The following is an 18,074-nucleotide window of genomic DNA, read 5'->3' as shown; positions in this document are numbered from 1 at the left end:
TCCGCGCTCGCCCGGGCTGCGCAACTCTGACCAGCTCCGCCCGGGCGAACGCTGACCGCCGCGTATTACATAAGGGGGGTCAAAATTGGACGCCGATCCGGGGTCAGTTTTGGAAGCCGTTTGACACCGAAAGCAGCCATTTGAGCAGCGCCTACAAATGGGGCTACAGTCAACGTGACAGATCACTCGGTCGCGCGAGATTGCCCTGGAGAATAAATGCGATGACGTAGATCGGCCGATCGGCAGGCTGAACTGGAATAACTCGTACGGCTTCCGGCATCGGGATTGGCGGGCCGCTTTTCGGCGACCCGTCTAAGACACACAGAATGGCAATCGTCTTGTCCGAACTCACAGCATAAGCCGCGGCCTGGAACGCGAACCTGTTCAAATCCTCCTGAGTCAGCGCCGAGTCGTTCTTGACCTTCAGTTCGACCCGGACCTGCTGCAGAGAGAGATCAGTGCGGCCTCCACCCGAATGCGCCTGAACCTCCAGTTCGACCCCAATTTCAGGATGACGCCGAAGATGCTCGGTGACGCGTTTTTCCAGCGTCGCTTCGTCGATCGGTTTTGGGAAGATGTTATCTTGGATAGCTTGCCCCACTAAATTGGCGAGCGGCTTGGCAAGGCGCAAGGCGATGCCGGTCTCGCGCTCTGGAACCCTTGGCTCGGCGCGTAGGGCATCGCGGAGTTCGATCATCTTGTGGTCGAGCGAGGGGTAGCCGGTCACTAGGTGATCGCTGGCGTCCGAACTATCGAGCCTTAAGCTCCGATGACCCGCGACCGCTATCGGTTGCTCAGCGCCGACCGGAGCGAACTCGGCTGCATAGAGGAATTCTAGCGGGCGAGCCCCGAGCGCCATCGGCATCCGGATGGCAAGACGCCCGTGTGCCTCAAGCATGAACGGCGCTCCGCCACCCGGCCGCTCGAATGTGAACTGGGGAAGTTCCCACAGGTCCTCGGGCTCGACGGACACCGGCTTCAGCAGCAGCCGCTCGGCCTCCTCTGGCCAGCGCGACACGCGCAAGATGAGTTCGAGATCGTGCAGCGTGTTGGCGGCCAAGCGATGGATAGCCGCCGCTTCCTCGCCATTGATCCGGAATTCGAGGAAGGCAACGGCGAGTTCAGGCTTAGCTTTCTTTTCATCCGGTAGCCAGCGCGGCGTCTTTCGTTCTTCCCTTGTAAATATCCCAATTGGAAATGGCACGCGCGCAAGGCTATCGAGCACGGCACTGACGTCGCTGGCGCTAAATTCGCCGTCTACCACCGCAAGCTTGCTCTTTAGCTCGTGGGCATACCCTGCATCGGCGGTCAGCCATTCGGAGCGTTGCAGACGCGCTGCCTTCAGAAAGCGTTCGGCATCGGCTTCACCGTCGCGCACTGCTTGGTGCCACAAGCGAAGCTTGCTGGAAATGTCGAGGGCTTCGGCCAGCCCCTGCCAGTCGGCTTGGCCAGCTTCCTCATGAACCCGAGCAAAGCTCGCACGAACCTCGTCAGCGGCGATAGAGAGGTTCGCGGCGGCGTCAGGACCGGCAGGCGCGAGGAGCGCGCGGACGGCCTTAATGCGGGAAGGAAAAACGACTTCGAGAATCGCGTGCACGTTTGTCCTCCAGGAGCGCCCTCTGGGCGGTCACCTGCGCATCCCATTCGCCGGCCAGTGTCGCCCAGGCCGCATCGTTGCCAGCAGCTAGAGCCGCCTCCATTTTGTAGGCGAGCAATGGAAAACCCACGAACAAGGCCCGCTGCTTGTCCTTCACGCTGGTCCCGAAGGCGGTGGCCATACTATCAAGCAGCGCCGCCGCCTCCTCGCGCGCGCCGGCACGGTATAGGCTGTCGGTGATCATGGTCGACAGCCACATCGACCTTTCGGCAATTTCATTCGCGACTTCTGCGAGGCGGTCCTTGTGCTTAAGGATCGCAGCCGGAGTCATCGTCTGGATGAGGTCGGCTTCTAGGTCGTGTCCATTCAGGCTGCCCGTATGTTGCGGAAGGACATGGGCCACGATTAGCGGGAAGTTTTCGCTCTTGCCGAGTGAAAAGCGTAGGGCACGCACTTCCGAGCGGACAAACACGGGATCAGACTTGAGGGTCGCTAGGCACAGAAATTCGCGAAGTTTATCGGGATCAGGAAGATGATCGGCCAGCCGAGCAAGCCGGTCGACGCATTCTAGTAGGAACCTATCGTCCTTCTCAGCGCCTGAGTAAGCCGAAACCAGATGGAACAGCGCCAGCGCGGCGCGCGTTTTCAGATCTTCCGGCAGAGAGATGCGACTGAGCGTTCGAACCGCCGACTTGTGCACCGCAACGAACTGGTCGAGCAACAGCACGCAAAAGGCTTCGTAGACCAGAGCCGGAAGGTTTTGCTTTCCGCGCGACGGAATGTCCGCCAATGCCATTGCGGCATGGGCACGGCCCAGCACGCTCGCGCCGACCAGACCCGAATAGAGGGTTGGCAGCACCGCCTTCAAGCCCTCGACACTTTCCGCCATTTTCATCGCGGACTTGGTGGCAACCCCGCGCAGCATCGCTCGTTCTTCTGGGATGGCTTGGATCGCGGCGATGTATTTCGCCTTCGCGTCTTCGGTTTTCGAGACCTTGGCCGCCGCTTTTAGGAATTGCTCGATGACCTCGTACGCGGCCGAACTAAGGTTCTGCCATTCGATCTGCTGCGACAACGGTGTAGCGTCGCTCTGACTGCGCTTCTTGTCCGCAACCGTCTCGTCGAGCAACAGCGCTGCGCCGATGAGCTTGTCGGTATGCTGCTCGAGCAGTGCCTCGACTTCGTTGGGCGGATTTCGAAAGGCACCCGAAACCGTGCGCAGCACATCACTATCGAACATCTTTGCGGGGAGCCAGATCAGCCGGTCCAGGCCGAGACGCAGCCGCGGTTCTGGGTGAGGCTTGTCCTTCTTGCCGCGCAGCCGGTCTCGCCAGGCTTCGGCATAGATGCTGGCGATATTGCGCTGTGCCTCGACGTTCGCTCCGATCGCAAGGTCCTGAAGTACCGCATCCAGCGCTTCGGGCTCCAGCGTAAGTATGAGGTCGATTGCCCCGGCCAGATCCCCGAGATTTTCATATCGGTCCAAATCGGGCAGCAACTGATGCGCGCGAACGTAGCGTGAGGCCGCCTCCCGGACGAAAGTCTTCGCGGCGCCAGAGTCATATTCGATGATAAGGCCCATCGCCCGCCCGGCGAGTTGCGAACTCGGCACGGTTTTCCGGTCGAGTAGCCGGCCGATGCCAGCGTGGACCGCCTCCGGGTTGGCCTTCCACATTGCCAGGAATAGCTTCGGTGACGAGTGCGGCTTTGCGCCGCCGAATCGTTCGCGATCGGGACAAGCCAGTTCTGCGGCCGCAGGAACGAGGTCGACTAAGTCACCGTCGTTCATCGTCTCTAAATTGGCGATCAGAACATTCGCCGCAGTCCGCCCGTCTGCGCCGCTGCTGAACAGTCGCTGTGCAAGGAGGACCGTGCGACGCTCGTTCGGCACGACGTGGGAGGCTACTTCGAGCGCGACCAGCGCCAGTGAGGTTGTCGCGCCCGACTGGTTGAAGAGGAGATCGAGCAGCTTCCTGTCGATGCGTTCGGGAGCGAGTTTGGCCGCTTCACTCAGCCGCTTGCGGTCGACATCCTCATGTTTGCGATCAAAAGTGTCGAGATCGTCGATCAGGGACTGATTGACCGCGTCCACCTGCTTACGAAGAAGCTGACGGGCTTGGGCGCGCTCCTCCAACTCGCGAGCGAGCCTTTCCAACTCGACTTGCTCGCGTCCGGCGGCGATCTTGCGCGCCTGGGCTCGCTCGGTGACAAGTTTGGAGAGATTGGGCAGGCCGACAGGCTTGCGCTTCGTGCAGGATGTGCAATTGCGGTCGTAGAAATCGAGCGCGGACTCGCCGAAGTCCCATGCGGCTATTCCACCACCCGGTGCATGATCGCACTCCATCGAGAAATGGCTAATTGGGAGGCCGGTCATCTGCTCGATCATGCCCACTCCGCCCATGCGCTTGGCGCGGGCATGCGCACACCAATTGCCGACAAGTTCCATCACTTCGGCATTTCGTTTGCCTCCGGCGATAGCTTCCTCAATTCGGTCATCAGAACGCATAGCCGCAACATAGCTGTTCGGACATTATTTTCGTAGAGAGGATCGATTGGCAGGTTGCGGTTAGAAGCATGAAAATCGTGACAGTGCCTCCGGCCTGATTTCATCGGAAAATTAGCTGCGAGTGATCGGTTCTGGCCACCTATCGGCCTTTTCTGGCCTCGATCATGGCGCGCCGTTTAATTAGCCACAATGTTAGCAGATTGTGGCCGCCGGCCGCCACCTCCAGCGTCCGCTTGGCGCTTTCCTGGCCCTTGATGTCGGCGAGGTCGGGCAGGTCGCGCGCGGCGAGCTGGACGCCGGCTTCGGGCCGCGACAGCACCTGCGTGCCGCGAAAATGGTTGGCGATCGCGATCAGGCTGCGCGGCGCCAATATGTCGAAATCCTTGCCCGCCCAAGCCGCCTCCGGCCCGCAGGCGAAGGGACAGATCAGGCCCTTGCTCTCCGCATTGGCGCCGATCGCCGCCGGGAGCGCGCCGGCCACGCCCGCGATGGTGCCGTCGAGCGACAATTCGCCAAGCACCACGTAACCGGCTAGCATGTCGCCCGGAATGGCGCCAAGCGCCGCCATCAGGCCGAGCGCGATCGGCAGGTCGTAATGGCTGCCTTCCTTGGGAAGATCGGCCGGCGCGAGGTTCACCGTCACCTTCTTCGACGGCATCGACAGGCCCGACGCGTGGAGCGCCGCCTGCACGCGCTCGCGGCTTTCGGCCACCGCCTTGTCCGGCAGGCCGACGATCTGCATGCCGACCTTACCCGGCCCGACCATCACCTGGACATCGACCGGCAAAGCCTCAATGCCCTGGAAAGCCACCGTGCGAACCCGCGCCACCATGTTTCTCGCGCCCCCCGGATGCAGGCTCCTGCGCGGCGCTGCGATCAGCCCGCGAGCGAAATCAGCCTAGACAACCACAGATTTGCGCGGCGCGCAAGAACATTACGGGAACACGAAGGGCGCCGTCCAGCGACGATCCTGGGGCCGATATGATACAGAGTCCGGGACTGCGCAGCTGGTACGGTCAAGTCGTCGGTGCCGCGCTGCGCCGTTCGAGCGCGGTCTTGCGGATGATTTCCCCTATCTCCGGGCTGCTGCTGCACAGCATCTGGAAATCCGCCGAGTGCAGCGATAGCAGCGAGACCGCCGTTGCGGCGCTGACGGTCGCGATACGCGGTTCGCCGGTGATCAGGGCCATCTCGCCGAAGAAGGCGCCAGGGCCAAGTTCCACCGGGTTCGGCGTCGCGACTGCTGTCGCGGCCCGAAGCCGGGATCCAGCTCGCCGCGCACGACCTGCCCGACCTCGCCGACATCAAGGGCCAGGAAAGCCACCTGCGTGCCGCGAAAATGGTTGGCGATCGCGATCAGGCTGCGCGGTGCCAATATGTCGAAATCCTTGCCCGCCCAGGCCGCCTCCGGCCCGCAGGCGAAGGGACAGATCAGGCCCTTGCCTTCGGCATTGGCGCCGATCGCCGCCGACAGCGCACCGGCCACGCCCGCGATGGTGCCGTCGAGCGACAATTCGCCAAGAACGACATAACCTGCCAGCATGTCGCCCGGAATGGCGCCAAGCGCCGCTTATCTGCCCGAGCGCGATCGGCAGGTCGTAATGGCTGCCTTCCTTGGGAAGATCGGCCGGCGCGAGATTCACCGTTACCTTCTTCGACGGCATCGACAGGCCCGAGGCATGCAGCGCCGCCTGCACGCGCTCGCGGCTTTCGGCCACCGCCTTGTCCGGCAGGCCGACGATCTGCATGCCGACCTTACCCGGCCCGACCATCACCTGGACATCGACCGGCAAAGCCTCAATGCCCTGGAAAGCCACCGTGCGAACCCGCGCCACCATTTTGTCCAAGCCCCCGATGCTGGCTCGCACGCGGCTCTACGATCAAACCGCGAGCGAGGTCAGGCTAGACAACCACAGATTTTCGTGTTCGGCAAGAACATTACGGGAACGCACGCAACCGCGCTTCTCGTTACGGCGCAGCAGTCGAATGTTGCGGCGGCAACGGAACCTTCGAGAACATCCTACCCAGGCCTCGTAGATGCGGCTTGGTGAATCGACTGCGATAGTAGTGAGTTGCCAGGGCGGAGGACCAGTATTTTCTTCGCAGCCCGATAAGGCCAAGGATCATCTTCCGCCTACGGGCGGATTTCAACATCAGTGTCCCCTCCGGAATATCCAACCCGGACAGGGTTTTGTAGAAATTGAAAACATCGGCGAAAGGCACGCGCCTATAGCGCCAGGGCTTGGCCGATCCCGCATAGTGGATCACCTTGGGAAGCCGCCGTTCGATTTCCACATACCGCTCTGAAAAGAAATTCCATTCCCTGCCCAGGAAAAGAACCCGTCCGCGCACCACCGTATTCAAGGCAGTCTGGTCGAGGTACCGCGACTTGGCGGTTTCCCGAACTTTTGCAAAGATCCTGTCCGCAATGCCTTCTCTGCGCCAGGCAACGAGGTTCATAGTCAGAACGCCCGAATTGATATATTCATTCCGGGACATTTCGATATCGTCGAGTTCTTCCTGCTCGACAAAGCCGTCAATCACGCCGGCGACCAAATTGTCGCCCAAGTCCGCCGACCAGAGATCGCCGAGATCGGATACCACCAGCGTATCCGCATCCATGTAGATGGCCTTGTCGCAATCAGGCAATATCTCGGGAATGAGTATTCGGGCATATGCCGCAGTCGTCAGCAGCTTGCCTCTTGTCGGCAGATCGGAAATCCGCTCGGCGTCTGCTTGGACGATCTGACAGTCAATTCCTTTTCGTTCACAAAAACGGCGAAGCTCTGTCACGGTCGCGGGCACTATTCCCGCGTCGATAACGACGAATTTCGCCTCTCGATTATGAATCCAAGCAGAAAATAAGAATAAAAAGAGTCCAGGCACAAAGTTATTGTCGCTTGCAGTGACAATTATCATGAAAATGCGGCTCCTGAAAAACGGAGAACTAGGCCCTGCCATAGTGGGTAGAGAGCGAGAGCCTTCACGGTCATAGGTAGGACGTTGGCAGCTCGCCTCTCAAATAGCTCGTAGCCCGGCGTGAGGTTCACCCGTCATCCTCTTCAAGAGCATCGGCAGATCCGATTCATGGAGCGCCACCTGCATCGTGGAGGGAATTATCCCCGCTTCCCCTCAACGCAATCCCAGAACAGGCTGGCGATATCCGCCCCGCCAAAACGGCGCACCTCGCGCACACCAGTCGGCGAGGTGACGTTGATCTCGGTCATGTAGTCGCCGATCACGTCGATGCCGACCAGGATGAAGCCGCGTTGCTTCAGCGCCGGTCCGATGCGGGCGCAGATCTCGCGCTCGCGCTCGGTCAGCTCGGTCTTTTCGGCGCGGCCGCCGACATGCATGTTGGAGCGGGAATCGTGCTCGGCCGGCACGCGGTTGATGGCGCCGACCGGCTCGCCGTCGATCAGGATGATGCGCTTGTCGCCCTTGCGCACGTCTTTGAGATAGCGCTGCACGATATAGGGCTCGCGGAACAGCTGGCCGAACATTTCGAGCAGCGAGGCGAGGTTGCGGTCGGCCTCGTGCAGATGGAAGATCCCGGCGCCGCCATTGCCGTAGAGCGGCTTGACGATGATATCGCCGAACTCCTTGCGGAAAGCGGCCACCTCCATCGGATCCTTGGTGATCAGCGTCTCCGGCATCAAGTCCGGGAATTCGGTGACGAAGATTTTTTCCGGGCTGTTGCGCACCCAGGCCGGGTCGTTGACCACCAGCGTCTTCGGATGGATGCGCTCCAATATGTGCGTGGTGGTAATGTAGTTCATGTCGAAGGGCGGGTCTTGCCTGAGCAACACGACATCCATCTCGGAGAGGTCGGTGCGCACCTTCTCGCCGAGCGAATAGTGGTTGCCCTTCTCGTCGCGCACCTGCATCTCCTCGACGCGCGCGAACACCTTGCCGCCCAGCATCGACAGCCGGTCGGGCGTGTAGTGGAAGAGCTTGTGGCCGCGCCGCTGCGCCTCCAGCGACAGCGCAAAGGAGGTGTCGCCGGCGACCGACACGGTGGAGACATGGTCCATCTGGACGGCGATCTTCAGCGGCATTTTTGGTCTCCGGGGAACTCAGACGCCCGATATAAGGAAATCGGCGGCGCCTGCCAATCGTGCTCGCTTGGTGCAGAAGTTCTATCGGTCGAAGACCAGGCGCGAATAGCCGAGGAAGGACAGCGTCATCGCGACAATCGAGGCAATGGCGAGCGCCGCCAGCGGCGGTAGCGCCGGCAGCGCGAACAGGATGGCGCAGTAGACCAGGTAATTGACGATGCTGGTGGCGATGCCGACGCCGCCATAGCGGGCGCCTTCCTGCGCGACGCTCCGGCTCGACGGTGCGAAGGTGAGATGGCGGTTCACTTGCCAGGTGACGCAGAGCGCAAAGCCGATCGATAGCACGCGCGCTAAGAGCGCGCCGAGCGGCGTCGCGGCAAGCAGCAGCCAGAGCGCCGCCGCGTCGGCGACGAAGCCGATGCCGCCGGCAAGGGTGAAGCGGAAGAGGCGGCCCACTATGCCGCCCGCGAGGACTTGCCCGGCTCGCTCTTGGGCGAGGTCTGCGCCGGTATCCCGCGCTCGGCCCGGCCGGAGGAAATCGACAGGTAGAAGATGCGCTTCTGCTCGGCCCGGCCGCGCGACACGGAATCGAGAATGAAACCGGTCATCATCGAGAGCATGGCCAGGAGCAGCATGCCGATCGACAGCACCCAGGTCGGCATGCGCGGCACCAGCCCCGTCTCGGCGAATTCGATCAGCACCGGGATCATCAGGCCGATGCTGGCCGCCAGGAAGAACAGCGCGAACGTGCCGAAGAAGCGCAGTGGCTGCGTCTCCTTCACCAGCATGGCGAACATCCACAGGATCCTGGCGCCGTCGCGGAAGGTCGACAGTTTCGACGACGAGCCCTCCGGGCGGCGGCCGTAATCGAGCGCCATCTCGCTCACCGGCAGCTTCAGCTGCGAGGCATGCACCGACATCTCGGTCTCGATCTCGAAGCCGCCGGACACGGCCGGGAAACTCTTGACGAAGCGGCGCGAAAACACCCGGTAGCCGGAGAAGATATCGGTGAAGTCGGTTCCGAACAGGCCCTTGTAGAGGCGGTTGAAGACGCGATTGCCGAAGGCGTGGCCGTTGCGGCCGGCATCGTCGGTCACGCCGCGCCTGGTGCCCACCACCATGTCGGAGCGCTCGGTCTGCAGCACGTTGATCAGCTGCGGCGCATCCTCCGGCGCGTAGGTGCCGTCGCCGTCGGCCATAACATAGATGTCGGCGTCGATGTCGGCGAACATGCGCCGCACCACATTGCCCTTGCCCTGGCGCGGCTCGCGCACGACGGTGGCGCCGGCGGCGCGGGCTTTCAGCGCGGTAAGGTCCTTGGAATTGTTGTCGTAGACATAGATCGCGGCCGAAGGCAGCGTCTCGCGGAAGCGCCGCACGACCTCGCCGATCGTCAGCTCCTCATTGTAGCAAGGCAAGAGCACGGCGATGACCGGCTCGTGGCGGACTGCATGCGGCATGTCTGTCTCCGGGCGCCCGATCCAGCCCTGGCCGTCCTTATGCCGGCCCCGTCGAGTCGTTTTACTATTTATTGAAGCCGTTAAGGCTAGGTTTAAAACCGATCCTCTCCATCGAAGGCCGCCGCAATGGGCACAGCCGAGAACGGCGCCGCCACCTGGAAGTCCGATCTGGTGCTGGCCCTGCTGGTCGCCCTGCTCGCCTTCGCCGTCGATGCGTGGGCCGGCTTCGGCCAGCTGACCGATGCCGGCGGTGACAACGACAATCTGCTGCGTCTCGTCGAGGTCCGCGACCTGCTGGCCGGCCAGGGCTGGTTCGACCTGCACCAATACCGGATGGGGCTGGAAGGCGGCTTCGTCATGCATTGGTCGCGGCTGGTCGATGCGCCGATCGCCGCCATCGCGCTTGCCGCCTCGGCGCTCACCGGCAGCAGGCCGCTTGGCGAGGACGTGGCGCAGGTGCTGTGGCCGTCGCTGCTCTTTTGGGCGACCTTGTTCTTCACCGCCCGCGCCGCGCGCAGCTTCGGCGGCGGCGGCGCGGTGCTGCCCGCCATCCTGGTCGGCGCCGCCGGCTATTACTTCATCGGCATCTACGACCCCGGCGCGCTCGACCACCACAACATCCAGCTGATGCTCACCATGGCGAGCCTCGCTCTGCTGCTCGAGGCGCCCGCGCGGCGCTGGGCAGCGATGCTGTCCGGCTTCTGCGCCGCGCTGACGCTCGCCGTCGGCATGGAGACGGTGCCCTACGTCGCCACCATCGGCGTTTGCGTAGCGCTGCTGTTCGTCGCCGATCCGGCCGGCGAGCGGATGATCGCTCAGGATTTCGGCCTCGGCTTCGCCGGCGTCGCGGCGCTTGTCTTCGTCACGACGGTTTCGCCTTCCGCATGGGGCGCGGCTCAGTGCGACGCCTTCTCGGTCGTCCAGTTCCTCGTCGCGGCCATTGCCGGCGTGGGGCTGGCGGCGATCGCCTCTGTCGAGCCCGCAGCCGGCAGCTGGGGGCGCAGGCTAGGGTCGCTCGCCGCGCTGGGGGTCGTCCTCGGCGTGGTCGTTGCGGTGCTGTTCCCGCAATGCCTCTCCGCGCCCTATGGCTCCCTCGATCCGCGCCTCAAGGAACTGTGGCTCGACCATGTCGACGAAGCCCAATCGCTGTTCACGCTGCTTGTCCGTGATCCGGCGCGCGTGGCGGCGCGTTACGCCACGCCGCTGGTCGCGATCATCCTGATGGCGCTGCGTTTGCGCCGCGGCGGCTGGCGGCGGCAGGACAGCCTCGTCGCCGCACTGCTCGCCGTCGCTTTCGTGGTCGGCGTCTGGCAGGTGCGCGGCACCACCTTTTCGATCGCCTTCGCGGTCGTCCCGCTGTCAGCCTGGATCGCCAAATGGCGGGCGCGGGCCGAAACAAGCTCCTCGCTGGGCATGGCGCTGCGCCTTGCGGCCGTCTGGCTGGTCTCGATGAACCCGGTCTGGACAGGCGTCGCCGCGGCCGCCTCGGTCGCCTTGGAAAAAGACAAGCCCGTCGCCGACGGCGGCACCACGGACAAGACTTGCGAGAAGAAGGCCACCTTCGCACCGCTTGGCGCCATGGCCGATACCACCGTGCTGACGATCTCCAATCTTGGTGCGCCGGTCGTCGTCTATAGCGGCCATCGCGTCTTCGCCGGCCCCTACCACCGCAATGTCGCCGGCAATCTCCTGGCGCTGGACGCCTTTCTCGGCTCGGCCGATGACGCGCGCGCAATCGTCGAGGCGCATCGCGTCGGCCTCGTCGCCATCTGCCCCGGCAATGTCGAGACCCTGATCCTCACCCGGAAAGCCCCGCAGGGCTTCCTTGCCGGCCTGTTGCGCGGCTCTGTGCCGGACTGGCTCGAGCCGGTCAGCGAGACCAAGGGCAGCCCGATCGAGCTCTATCGCGTAAAGCAAGCCAGCTAAAGCAATGTCGCGAAAGTGCGAAACGGTCTTTGGATCGCAATTACTTGAATGGAAGCTGCATCGCCGGAAAAGAACCGTTCGATATCTCCATTAGAGACTACGCATAAATGAATATTTGGGGCTGGACTAGCGTTCTTTGCCCGAAGCTGAACCACCGCCCGCGACGCACGTGACATCCGGGCGATGGAAAAATCGATTTTCCGATACGTTTCCTAAACGGTTTGCTGTCAGTCTGGCTGAAAATACCGACATCAGAACAGAGATATGATGCAAACGACGTTTGGCACCGATCGGCCGGCCAAGGAAAACACGGATCTGGCCTTCACCGATTCGTTGACCGGGCTCGGCAACCACCGTCGCTTCTTCGACAAGGTCGATCGCCTGATCAGCGACCGCGCCGACGATCCCGCGCCGTTTACCGTCGGCATCCTCGACCTCGACGGCTTCAAGCCGATCAACGACCTGTTCGGTCACAAGGCCGGCGACGACATCCTGGTCCAGGTGGCGATGCGGCTGCGCGCCTCGATGGACGGCTATTCCACCGTCTGCCGCATCGGCGCCGACGAGTTCGCCTTCCTCTACCCGATGGTGTTCTCGGAGGAGCAGGCAGCCGAGACGTCGCGCATGCTGATCGAGATCTTGTCGGCGCCTTATGACGTCGGCGAGCGCACCGCCAGGCTCTCGGCCTCGGTCGGCTGCTCGCTGTTCTATTCGGGCGACGAGACCACCGAGATCCTCCTCAACAAAGCCGAGACCGCACTCTATCACGCCAAGCGTTCGGGCCGCGGCCGCGTCGTCGTCTATACCCGCGAGATGGAAGAGGCGGCCAAGCGCGTCACCCGCATCGAGCAGGCGCTGCGCCGCGCCGTCTCGGCCGGCGAGGTCGAGCCGCATTTCCAGCCGATCGTCGACTTGAACAGCCGCCGCACCATCGGCTTCGAGACGCTGGCGCGCTGGACTGACCGCGACCTCGGCGTGGTGCCGCCATCTGTCTTCATCCCGATCGCCGAGGAACGCGGTATCATCGGCCCGCTGTCGCAGCTGGTGCTGCGCAAGGCGACCGAGGCGGCGCGCAGCTGGCCAAAAGAGCTGTTCTTGTCCTTCAACCTGTCGCCGTCGCAGCTTGTCGACCAGAACACCGGCCTGCATATCCTGGCCATACTCGACCGCACCGGCTTCGATCCGCGCCGGCTGGAGATCGAGATCACCGAGACCGGCTTGATGAACGATCCGGCCTCGGCCGAGAAGATCGTCGAGGATTTGCGCCGCGTCGGCATCCGCGTCTCACTCGACGATTTCGGCACCGGCCAGTCGTCGCTCGGCCGCCTGCGCGAGTTCCACTTCGACAAGCTCAAGATCGACCGCGCCTTCGTCTCCTCCATCCTCGACGACCGGCCCTCAGAACACATCATCCGCGCCATCCTGGCCATGTGCGAAGGGCTCGGCATGGATGTCGTCGCCGAGGGCATCGAGGACGAAGCGCAGGCCGACCGTCTCGTCCAGTTCGGCTGCGCCGGCGGGCAGGGCTACCTGTTCGGCAAGCCGGCCGATGCCGACGCCACGCTCGGCTATCTGCGCGATTCCTATCGTGGCGCGCTGCACGCCAAGGCGATCTGACCAATTCGCGGCGCCTAACCGCATATGACTGCGCCGGCCCCTCATCCGGCCGCTTCGCGACCACCTTCTCCCCGTGGGGAGAAGAGACTGGCGCCGACGCCGGCAATCTCCTCTCCCCTCGGGGAGAGGTCAGCCGAGCGAAGCGGAGGCTGGGTGAGGTGCAGACCTCATTTGTCGGACATAAGCTACCGAATCCACCTTTTCGCCCTTGCCCCCCGGCCCGGCGTGGCTAGGATGCGCGCCGGCCAAAGGGAGAACAGATCATGATGCCATCGGCGCGTTTCGCCGACCTCGACGGCGCCTCGGTGCTGATCACCGGCGGCGGCTCCGGCATCGGCGCGGCGCTGACCGAAGGTTTTGTGCGGCAGGGCGCCAAGGTCGCTTTCATCGACATCGCTGACAAGCCAAGCATGGCCCTTGCCGACCGATTGGAGAAGGAGCTCGGCCGCCGCCCGCTCTATCTCAAGGCCGACCTGCGCGACATCGAGGCGCTGCGCGCGGCCGTTGCCAAGGTGGCTGAGGCGCATGGCGACGTCACGACGCTGGTCAACAATGCCGCGCTCGATGAGCGTCACGCGGTGGAAGACGTCACCGTCGAATTCTGGGACAACAATCTCGCCATCAACCTGCGCCCGCATTTCTTCACCGCCCAAGCGGTGGCACCCGGCATGAAGCGCGCCGGCGGCGGGGCGATCATCAACTTCACCTCCACCTCCTATCTGATCAATCACCCCGATATGCCGGCCTACACCGCGGCCAAGGCGGGCATACTCGGCCTCACCAAGGGCCTTGCCGGCAAGCTTGGGCAGGACCGCATCCGCGTCAACGCGGTGGCGCCAGGCTGGGTCATCACCGAACGGCAGCGCAAGCTCTGGGTCACCGACGAGGCGCTTGCCGCCCATGTCGCCAAGCAATGCATCAAGGATGTCATGCAGCCCGACGACATGGTGGGCACGGTGCTGTTCCTGGCGTCGGACGCCTCGCGCATGCTGACCGCACAGATGCTGATCGTCGATGGAGGCTTCCTGTGAGCCCGGCACCCGCGGTCGCGGCGCTCGACTGGGGCACGACCAGGCTCAGGGCCTGGCTGCTCGACGGCACGGGCAAGGTGCTTGCCGAGCGGCGCGGCGACGACGGGCTGATCACCGCCCGCGAAAAGGGTTTTGCCAAGATGCTGGAAGGCCACCTTGCCGCCATGGGCGCGCCGGATACGTTGCCGGTCATCATCTGCGGCATGGCCGGCTCGCGGCAAGGCTGGATCGAGGCGCCCTACGTCACCGTGCCGGCGCCGATCGGCGCCATTTTGCGCGGCGCCGCCCGCGTCGAGGGCTCGCGCCGCGATATCCGCATCGTGCCGGGCCTCGCGCAGCGCCTGGCCGACGCGCCGGATGTCATGCGCGGCGAGGAGACCCAGCTTGCCGGCGCCGGTTTGCCGGCAAAAGGACGCGACCTCGTCTGCATGCCCGGCACGCATTCCAAATGGGTAGCGGTCGCGGACGGCGCGGTCGAAGGTTTCGGCACCTGGCCGACCGGCGAATTGTTTTCCGTGCTGGCCACGCACTCGATCCTGAAGCATTCGCTGGGCGAGCATCCCGCTCCGGTCGCCGCGGACAGCCCGTTCTTCCGGCAATGGTGCGAGCGGGCCTTGGGCGAAGGTGGCGACGTCACCTCGAAACTGTTTGCCATCCGCGCCGCCGGGCTTCTGCAGGATCTGCAGCCCGCCGACGCGGCGGCATGCCTGTCCGGGCTGCTGATCGGCGGCGAGATCGCCTCGGCGAGGCGCCGCTACGGCGCCAGCGAAGCGCCGGTGGTGCTCATCGCCTCGGGCGCGCTGGCCACGCTTTATGGCGCGGCGCTCGGTTTTGCCGGCCTTGCTTTCCGCAGCGTGGACGCCGATGAAGCGGTGCGTGCCGGCCTTGTCGAGGCCGCGCGCGAGAACGGCATGATTGGAGGCGCTTCATGAGCCAGACCGCACCCTTCCCGAAGCTCAAGCGCGGGCTTGTCGCCATCCTGCGCGGGCTGAGGCCTTCCGAGGCGGTGGCGATCGGCCGGGCCATCCACGACGCCGGCATCGAGGCCATCGAAGTGCCGCTCAATTCGCCGGAGCCGTTCGTCTCCATCGCCGATCTGGTCAAGGCGCTGCCGCAAAGCGCGCTGATCGGCGCCGGCACTGTGCTGACGGCGGCAGATGTCGACGCCTTGCACAAGGCCGGCGGCAAGTTGCTGGTCAGCCCCAACATCGACGCCGAGGTCATGGGCCGCGCCATGCATTACTCCATGGTGACGATGCCTGGCGTATTCACGCCGACCGAAGTCTTCCAAGCGATCCGGCTCGGCGCCTCGGCGCTGAAATTCTTCCCGGCGAGCGTGCTTGGATCGAGCGGCATCGCGGCCATTCGCGCCGTCCTGCCGCCCGCCACCTTGATCGGCGCAGTCGGTGGCGTTTCCGACAAGGATTTTGCCGGCTACAAGGCGGTCGGCGTCAGCGTCTTCGGGCTTGGGTCCAGCCTCTACAGACCGGGCGCCAGCGTCGAAGAGGTGGCGCAGCGCGCCCGCGCCGCGGTCGCCGCCTGGGACGAAGCTTTCGGAGTGGCGTGATGAATGGCGTTTCGGTTTTTTCCGACCATATCTGCGAGCTCGGCGAAGGCCCGAGCTACGATCCCGCCACCGACACGCTGTTCTGGTTCGACATCGTCAACGGCAAGCTTCTGGAAAAGCCGCTCGCCGGCGCGCTGAAGGTGCATGACCTGGGCGTCATGGCCAGCGCCATCGCCGTCATCGACGACGAGCGCCAGCTGATCGCCACCGAGGTCGGCCTGCAGGTCAGGGACGTCAGGACCGGCAGACTGACGCTGCACACGCCGATCGAGGCCGACAATCCGCTGACGCGCTCCAACGATTCCCGCGTCCATCCTTGCGGCGCTTTCTGGACCGGCACGATGGGCAAGGGCGAGGAGAAGGGCGCCGGCTCGATCTACTGGTTCTTCAAGGGCGAATTGCGCCGGCTGTTTTCCGACATCACCGTCTCGAACTCGATCTGCTTTTGCGAGGATGGGACGATCGCCTATTACACCGATACAGCGACCGGGCTTCTGATGCGCGTCGCCTGCGATCCGGCGACCGGCCTGCCCGGGGGCGAGCCGAAGGTGTTCGTCGATCATCGCTCCTCGAAAGGCTATGTCGACGGCTCGGTCGTCGACCGCGACGGGGTTCTCTGGAACGCCGTCTGGGGCGGCAAGGCGGTGAAGGCCTATGCGCCGGACGGCACGCTGCTGCGCGAGATAGCCATGCCGGTGACGCAGGCCTCCTGTCCGGCCTTTGTTGGTGCAAAAGCGGACCGGCTGGCGGTGACCTCCGCCTGGAAAGGCAAGGACGAGAAGCAGCGCGCTCTCGATCCGCAGGCCGGCATGACCTTCCTGCTCGACATTCCGGTCAAAGGCCGCTTCGAGCCGCGCGTGCTGATCGCCTGAACGCTGTCACGCAACCGCCCGCGCCGGTCGGTTTCCCGCAAGCCGATTGCCGCGGCCGTGCGATGGTAGCGCCCTGATTTTGACCAAGGCAGACCGTTCCATGCCGCAGGACAAGCCGACCCTCATCCTCGTCTACGAACCGGAAAAGGCCTGCCTCGACCGCCTATCCGCCGACGGCTACCCGGCGGATCGTGCCCTGGAAATCTCGTCCTATCTGGCGCAGTCGACCGACCTTAAGCCCGAGTTCGGCCGGCTCGCCGAGGCTTGCAAGAAGCGCGGCCTCGCCTTCGAGCCTGTCGAGCTCGACGACGCGGCGCCGATCCTGGCGAAAGCCGATCCGGCAATGACGCTGGTCTGGACGCTGACCGACGGCATTGCTTATTTTCGGGGCGGCGTGGCGCCGGCGCTTGCGCGGCTGAACGGGCTGCGCACCATCGGCGCCGACGATTCGCTATTCGCGCTCTGCCAGGACAAGCTGCGTTCCGGCGCCGTGCTCGCGGCGCTCGGCCTGCCGGCGCCACAGGCCGGCCTGGCGCGCAATGGCGCATGGCTGGTCGAGCCGCCGGCCTCGCCCAAAGGCTGGTTCGTGAAACCCAACCGGCTCGGCGCCAAGATCGGCATCTGGCCGGATTCGCGCGTCAGCGATCTCGGCCATGCGCTGGAGCTTAGCCGGCGCGTTTTTTCGCATTACCGCGACGATGTCGTCGTCCAGCCCTATGTCGCCGGCCGCAACGTGCGGGCGAGCTTCCTTGGGCTCAAACCGGAAACGGGCACTGAAGCACTCGGCATCGTGTTCGTCGATTCCGGCGGCGATTTCCAGACCATGGCCGACTCGATGGCGCTTTATGGCGACACCGGTCAGGCGGCGAAGGATGCGGGAACCTATGCCGAGCCGGAACTTGAGGCCGTGGGCGCCAGTCAGCCGGAGGCGGATCGGAAAATCCGCGCCATCGTGCAAAAGCTGATAAGCGCTCTTGGCCTGCGGGACGTCTTTTCCGTCGACTTCAGGGTCGAGGCCGACGATACCGTGCACCTCATCGAGTTCGAAGTCTGCCCCGGCCTGCCCTGCTTCGATTTCCGCGACTATTGCCGAAAGCAATGGGGCATGAGCCTGGCCGACGCGATGGCGGAGACGGCCGCCATTAGGTTGATGTCGTGACCTCCAGAGTGGCCGAGACCTAACAACCTCGTCATACCAGGGCGGAGCAGCCGCGAAGTGGCGGCGCGGAGACCCTGGAATCCATTCCGTGACCTCGGCCGTATAGCGCAGCGGAGCAGAATTCTGGACCGTAGCGGCGCCTCGAAGTCACGGAATGGCAACTGTGTTCATGCGAATGCGGTTTTGTCGCGAATGATGGCGTTGAGGACGACCAGGAGCTTCCTTGCGACGGCGATGATAGCCAGTTTCTTGGAGCCTGAGCGGGCGGCAAGTGCGGTGTA

General features: G+C 64.0%; 13 protein-coding genes and 3 pseudogenes. 7 read left to right on the top strand and 9 right to left on the bottom strand.

Going from position 1 to position 18,074, the window contains the following annotated elements; genetic code table 11:
- Window positions 1-169: 169 nt before the first annotated feature.
- The 9 genes and pseudogenes from O7A05_RS33250 to O7A05_RS33210 form a co-directional block, all read right to left on the bottom strand.
- Window positions 170-1,597, bottom strand: coding sequence for a hypothetical protein (locus O7A05_RS33250; protein WP_337097607.1), 1,428 nt, complete (start codon window positions 1,595-1,597; stop codon window positions 170-172).
- Window positions 1,557-4,103: a hypothetical protein gene (locus O7A05_RS33245; protein WP_337097605.1), complete on the bottom strand. Its 2,547-nt coding sequence runs from the start codon at window positions 4,101-4,103 to the stop codon at window positions 1,557-1,559. Before O7A05_RS33245 ends, O7A05_RS33250 begins: the two co-directional genes overlap by 41 nt.
- Window positions 4,104-4,296: 193 nt before the next feature.
- Window positions 4,297-4,935 (bottom strand): annotated as a pseudogene (locus tag O7A05_RS33240) (magnesium chelatase domain-containing protein); the annotation flags it as partial.
- A 184-nt stretch (window positions 4,936-5,119) separates the two neighbouring features.
- A pseudogene (locus O7A05_RS33235) lies at window positions 5,120-5,347 on the bottom strand (cyclic nucleotide-binding domain-containing protein); the annotation flags it as partial.
- A gap of 77 nt (window positions 5,348-5,424) precedes the next feature.
- Window positions 5,425-5,941, bottom strand: a pseudogene (locus O7A05_RS33230) (magnesium chelatase domain-containing protein); the annotation flags it as partial.
- Window positions 5,942-6,071: 130 nt separating this feature from the next.
- The gene (locus O7A05_RS33225) at window positions 6,072-7,022 is read right to left on the bottom strand and encodes a glycosyltransferase family 8 protein (RefSeq protein WP_337097604.1); all 951 of its coding nucleotides are present in this window, start codon (window positions 7,020-7,022) and stop codon (window positions 6,072-6,074) included.
- A gap of 197 nt (window positions 7,023-7,219) precedes the next feature.
- A complete protein-coding gene (gene gshB / locus O7A05_RS33220; RefSeq protein WP_337097603.1) occupies window positions 7,220-8,161 on the bottom strand; it encodes a glutathione synthase in 942 nt (313 codons plus the stop codon).
- Window positions 8,162-8,242: 81 nt separating this feature from the next.
- Window positions 8,243-8,617 (bottom strand): GtrA family protein, encoded by a 375-nt coding sequence (locus O7A05_RS33215; RefSeq protein ID WP_337097602.1) that lies wholly within the window; start codon window positions 8,615-8,617, stop codon window positions 8,243-8,245.
- Window positions 8,617-9,621 (bottom strand): glycosyltransferase, encoded by a 1,005-nt coding sequence (locus O7A05_RS33210; protein WP_337097601.1) that lies wholly within the window; start codon window positions 9,619-9,621, stop codon window positions 8,617-8,619. Before O7A05_RS33210 ends, O7A05_RS33215 begins: the two co-directional genes overlap by 1 nt.
- 126 nt (window positions 9,622-9,747) lie before the next feature.
- Between O7A05_RS33210 and O7A05_RS33205 the strand changes: the two genes are divergently transcribed.
- From O7A05_RS33205 to O7A05_RS33175, 7 genes are all read left to right on the top strand, one after another.
- Window positions 9,748-11,547 (top strand): GtrA family protein, encoded by a 1,800-nt coding sequence (locus O7A05_RS33205; protein ID WP_337097600.1) that lies wholly within the window; start codon window positions 9,748-9,750, stop codon window positions 11,545-11,547.
- Window positions 11,548-11,814: 267 nt separating this feature from the next.
- Window positions 11,815-13,164, top strand: coding sequence for a putative bifunctional diguanylate cyclase/phosphodiesterase (locus tag O7A05_RS33200; protein ID WP_337097599.1), 1,350 nt, complete (start codon window positions 11,815-11,817; stop codon window positions 13,162-13,164).
- A gap of 263 nt (window positions 13,165-13,427) precedes the next feature.
- Window positions 13,428-14,195 (top strand): SDR family NAD(P)-dependent oxidoreductase, encoded by a 768-nt coding sequence (locus O7A05_RS33195; protein ID WP_337097597.1) that lies wholly within the window; start codon window positions 13,428-13,430, stop codon window positions 14,193-14,195.
- The gene (locus tag O7A05_RS33190; protein WP_337097596.1) at window positions 14,192-15,127 is read left to right on the top strand and encodes a 2-dehydro-3-deoxygalactonokinase; all 936 of its coding nucleotides are present in this window, start codon (window positions 14,192-14,194) and stop codon (window positions 15,125-15,127) included. Before O7A05_RS33195 ends, O7A05_RS33190 begins: the two co-directional genes overlap by 4 nt.
- Entirely contained in the window at window positions 15,124-15,762 is a 639-nt protein-coding gene (locus O7A05_RS33185; RefSeq protein WP_337097594.1) for a 2-dehydro-3-deoxy-6-phosphogalactonate aldolase, read from the top strand. Before O7A05_RS33190 ends, O7A05_RS33185 begins: the two co-directional genes overlap by 4 nt.
- Window positions 15,762-16,634 (top strand): SMP-30/gluconolactonase/LRE family protein, encoded by an 873-nt coding sequence (locus tag O7A05_RS33180; protein WP_337097592.1) that lies wholly within the window; start codon window positions 15,762-15,764, stop codon window positions 16,632-16,634. The genes O7A05_RS33185 and O7A05_RS33180 overlap by 1 nt, the downstream gene beginning before the upstream one ends.
- A gap of 100 nt (window positions 16,635-16,734) precedes the next feature.
- Complete coding sequence (locus tag O7A05_RS33175) at window positions 16,735-17,793, top strand: D-alanine--D-alanine ligase family protein (protein WP_337097591.1); 1,059 nt, start codon at window positions 16,735-16,737, stop codon at window positions 17,791-17,793.
- The last annotated feature ends 281 nt before the right edge of the window (window positions 17,794-18,074 follow it).

The sequence above is a fragment of the Mesorhizobium argentiipisi (SeqCode) genome (assembly GCF_037179585.1).
Classification (GTDB): domain Bacteria; phylum Pseudomonadota; class Alphaproteobacteria; order Rhizobiales; family Rhizobiaceae; genus Mesorhizobium; species Mesorhizobium argentiipisi.
The sequence above is the reverse complement of the archived record's forward strand: the minus strand, read 5'-3'. Positions and strand labels throughout refer to the sequence as shown.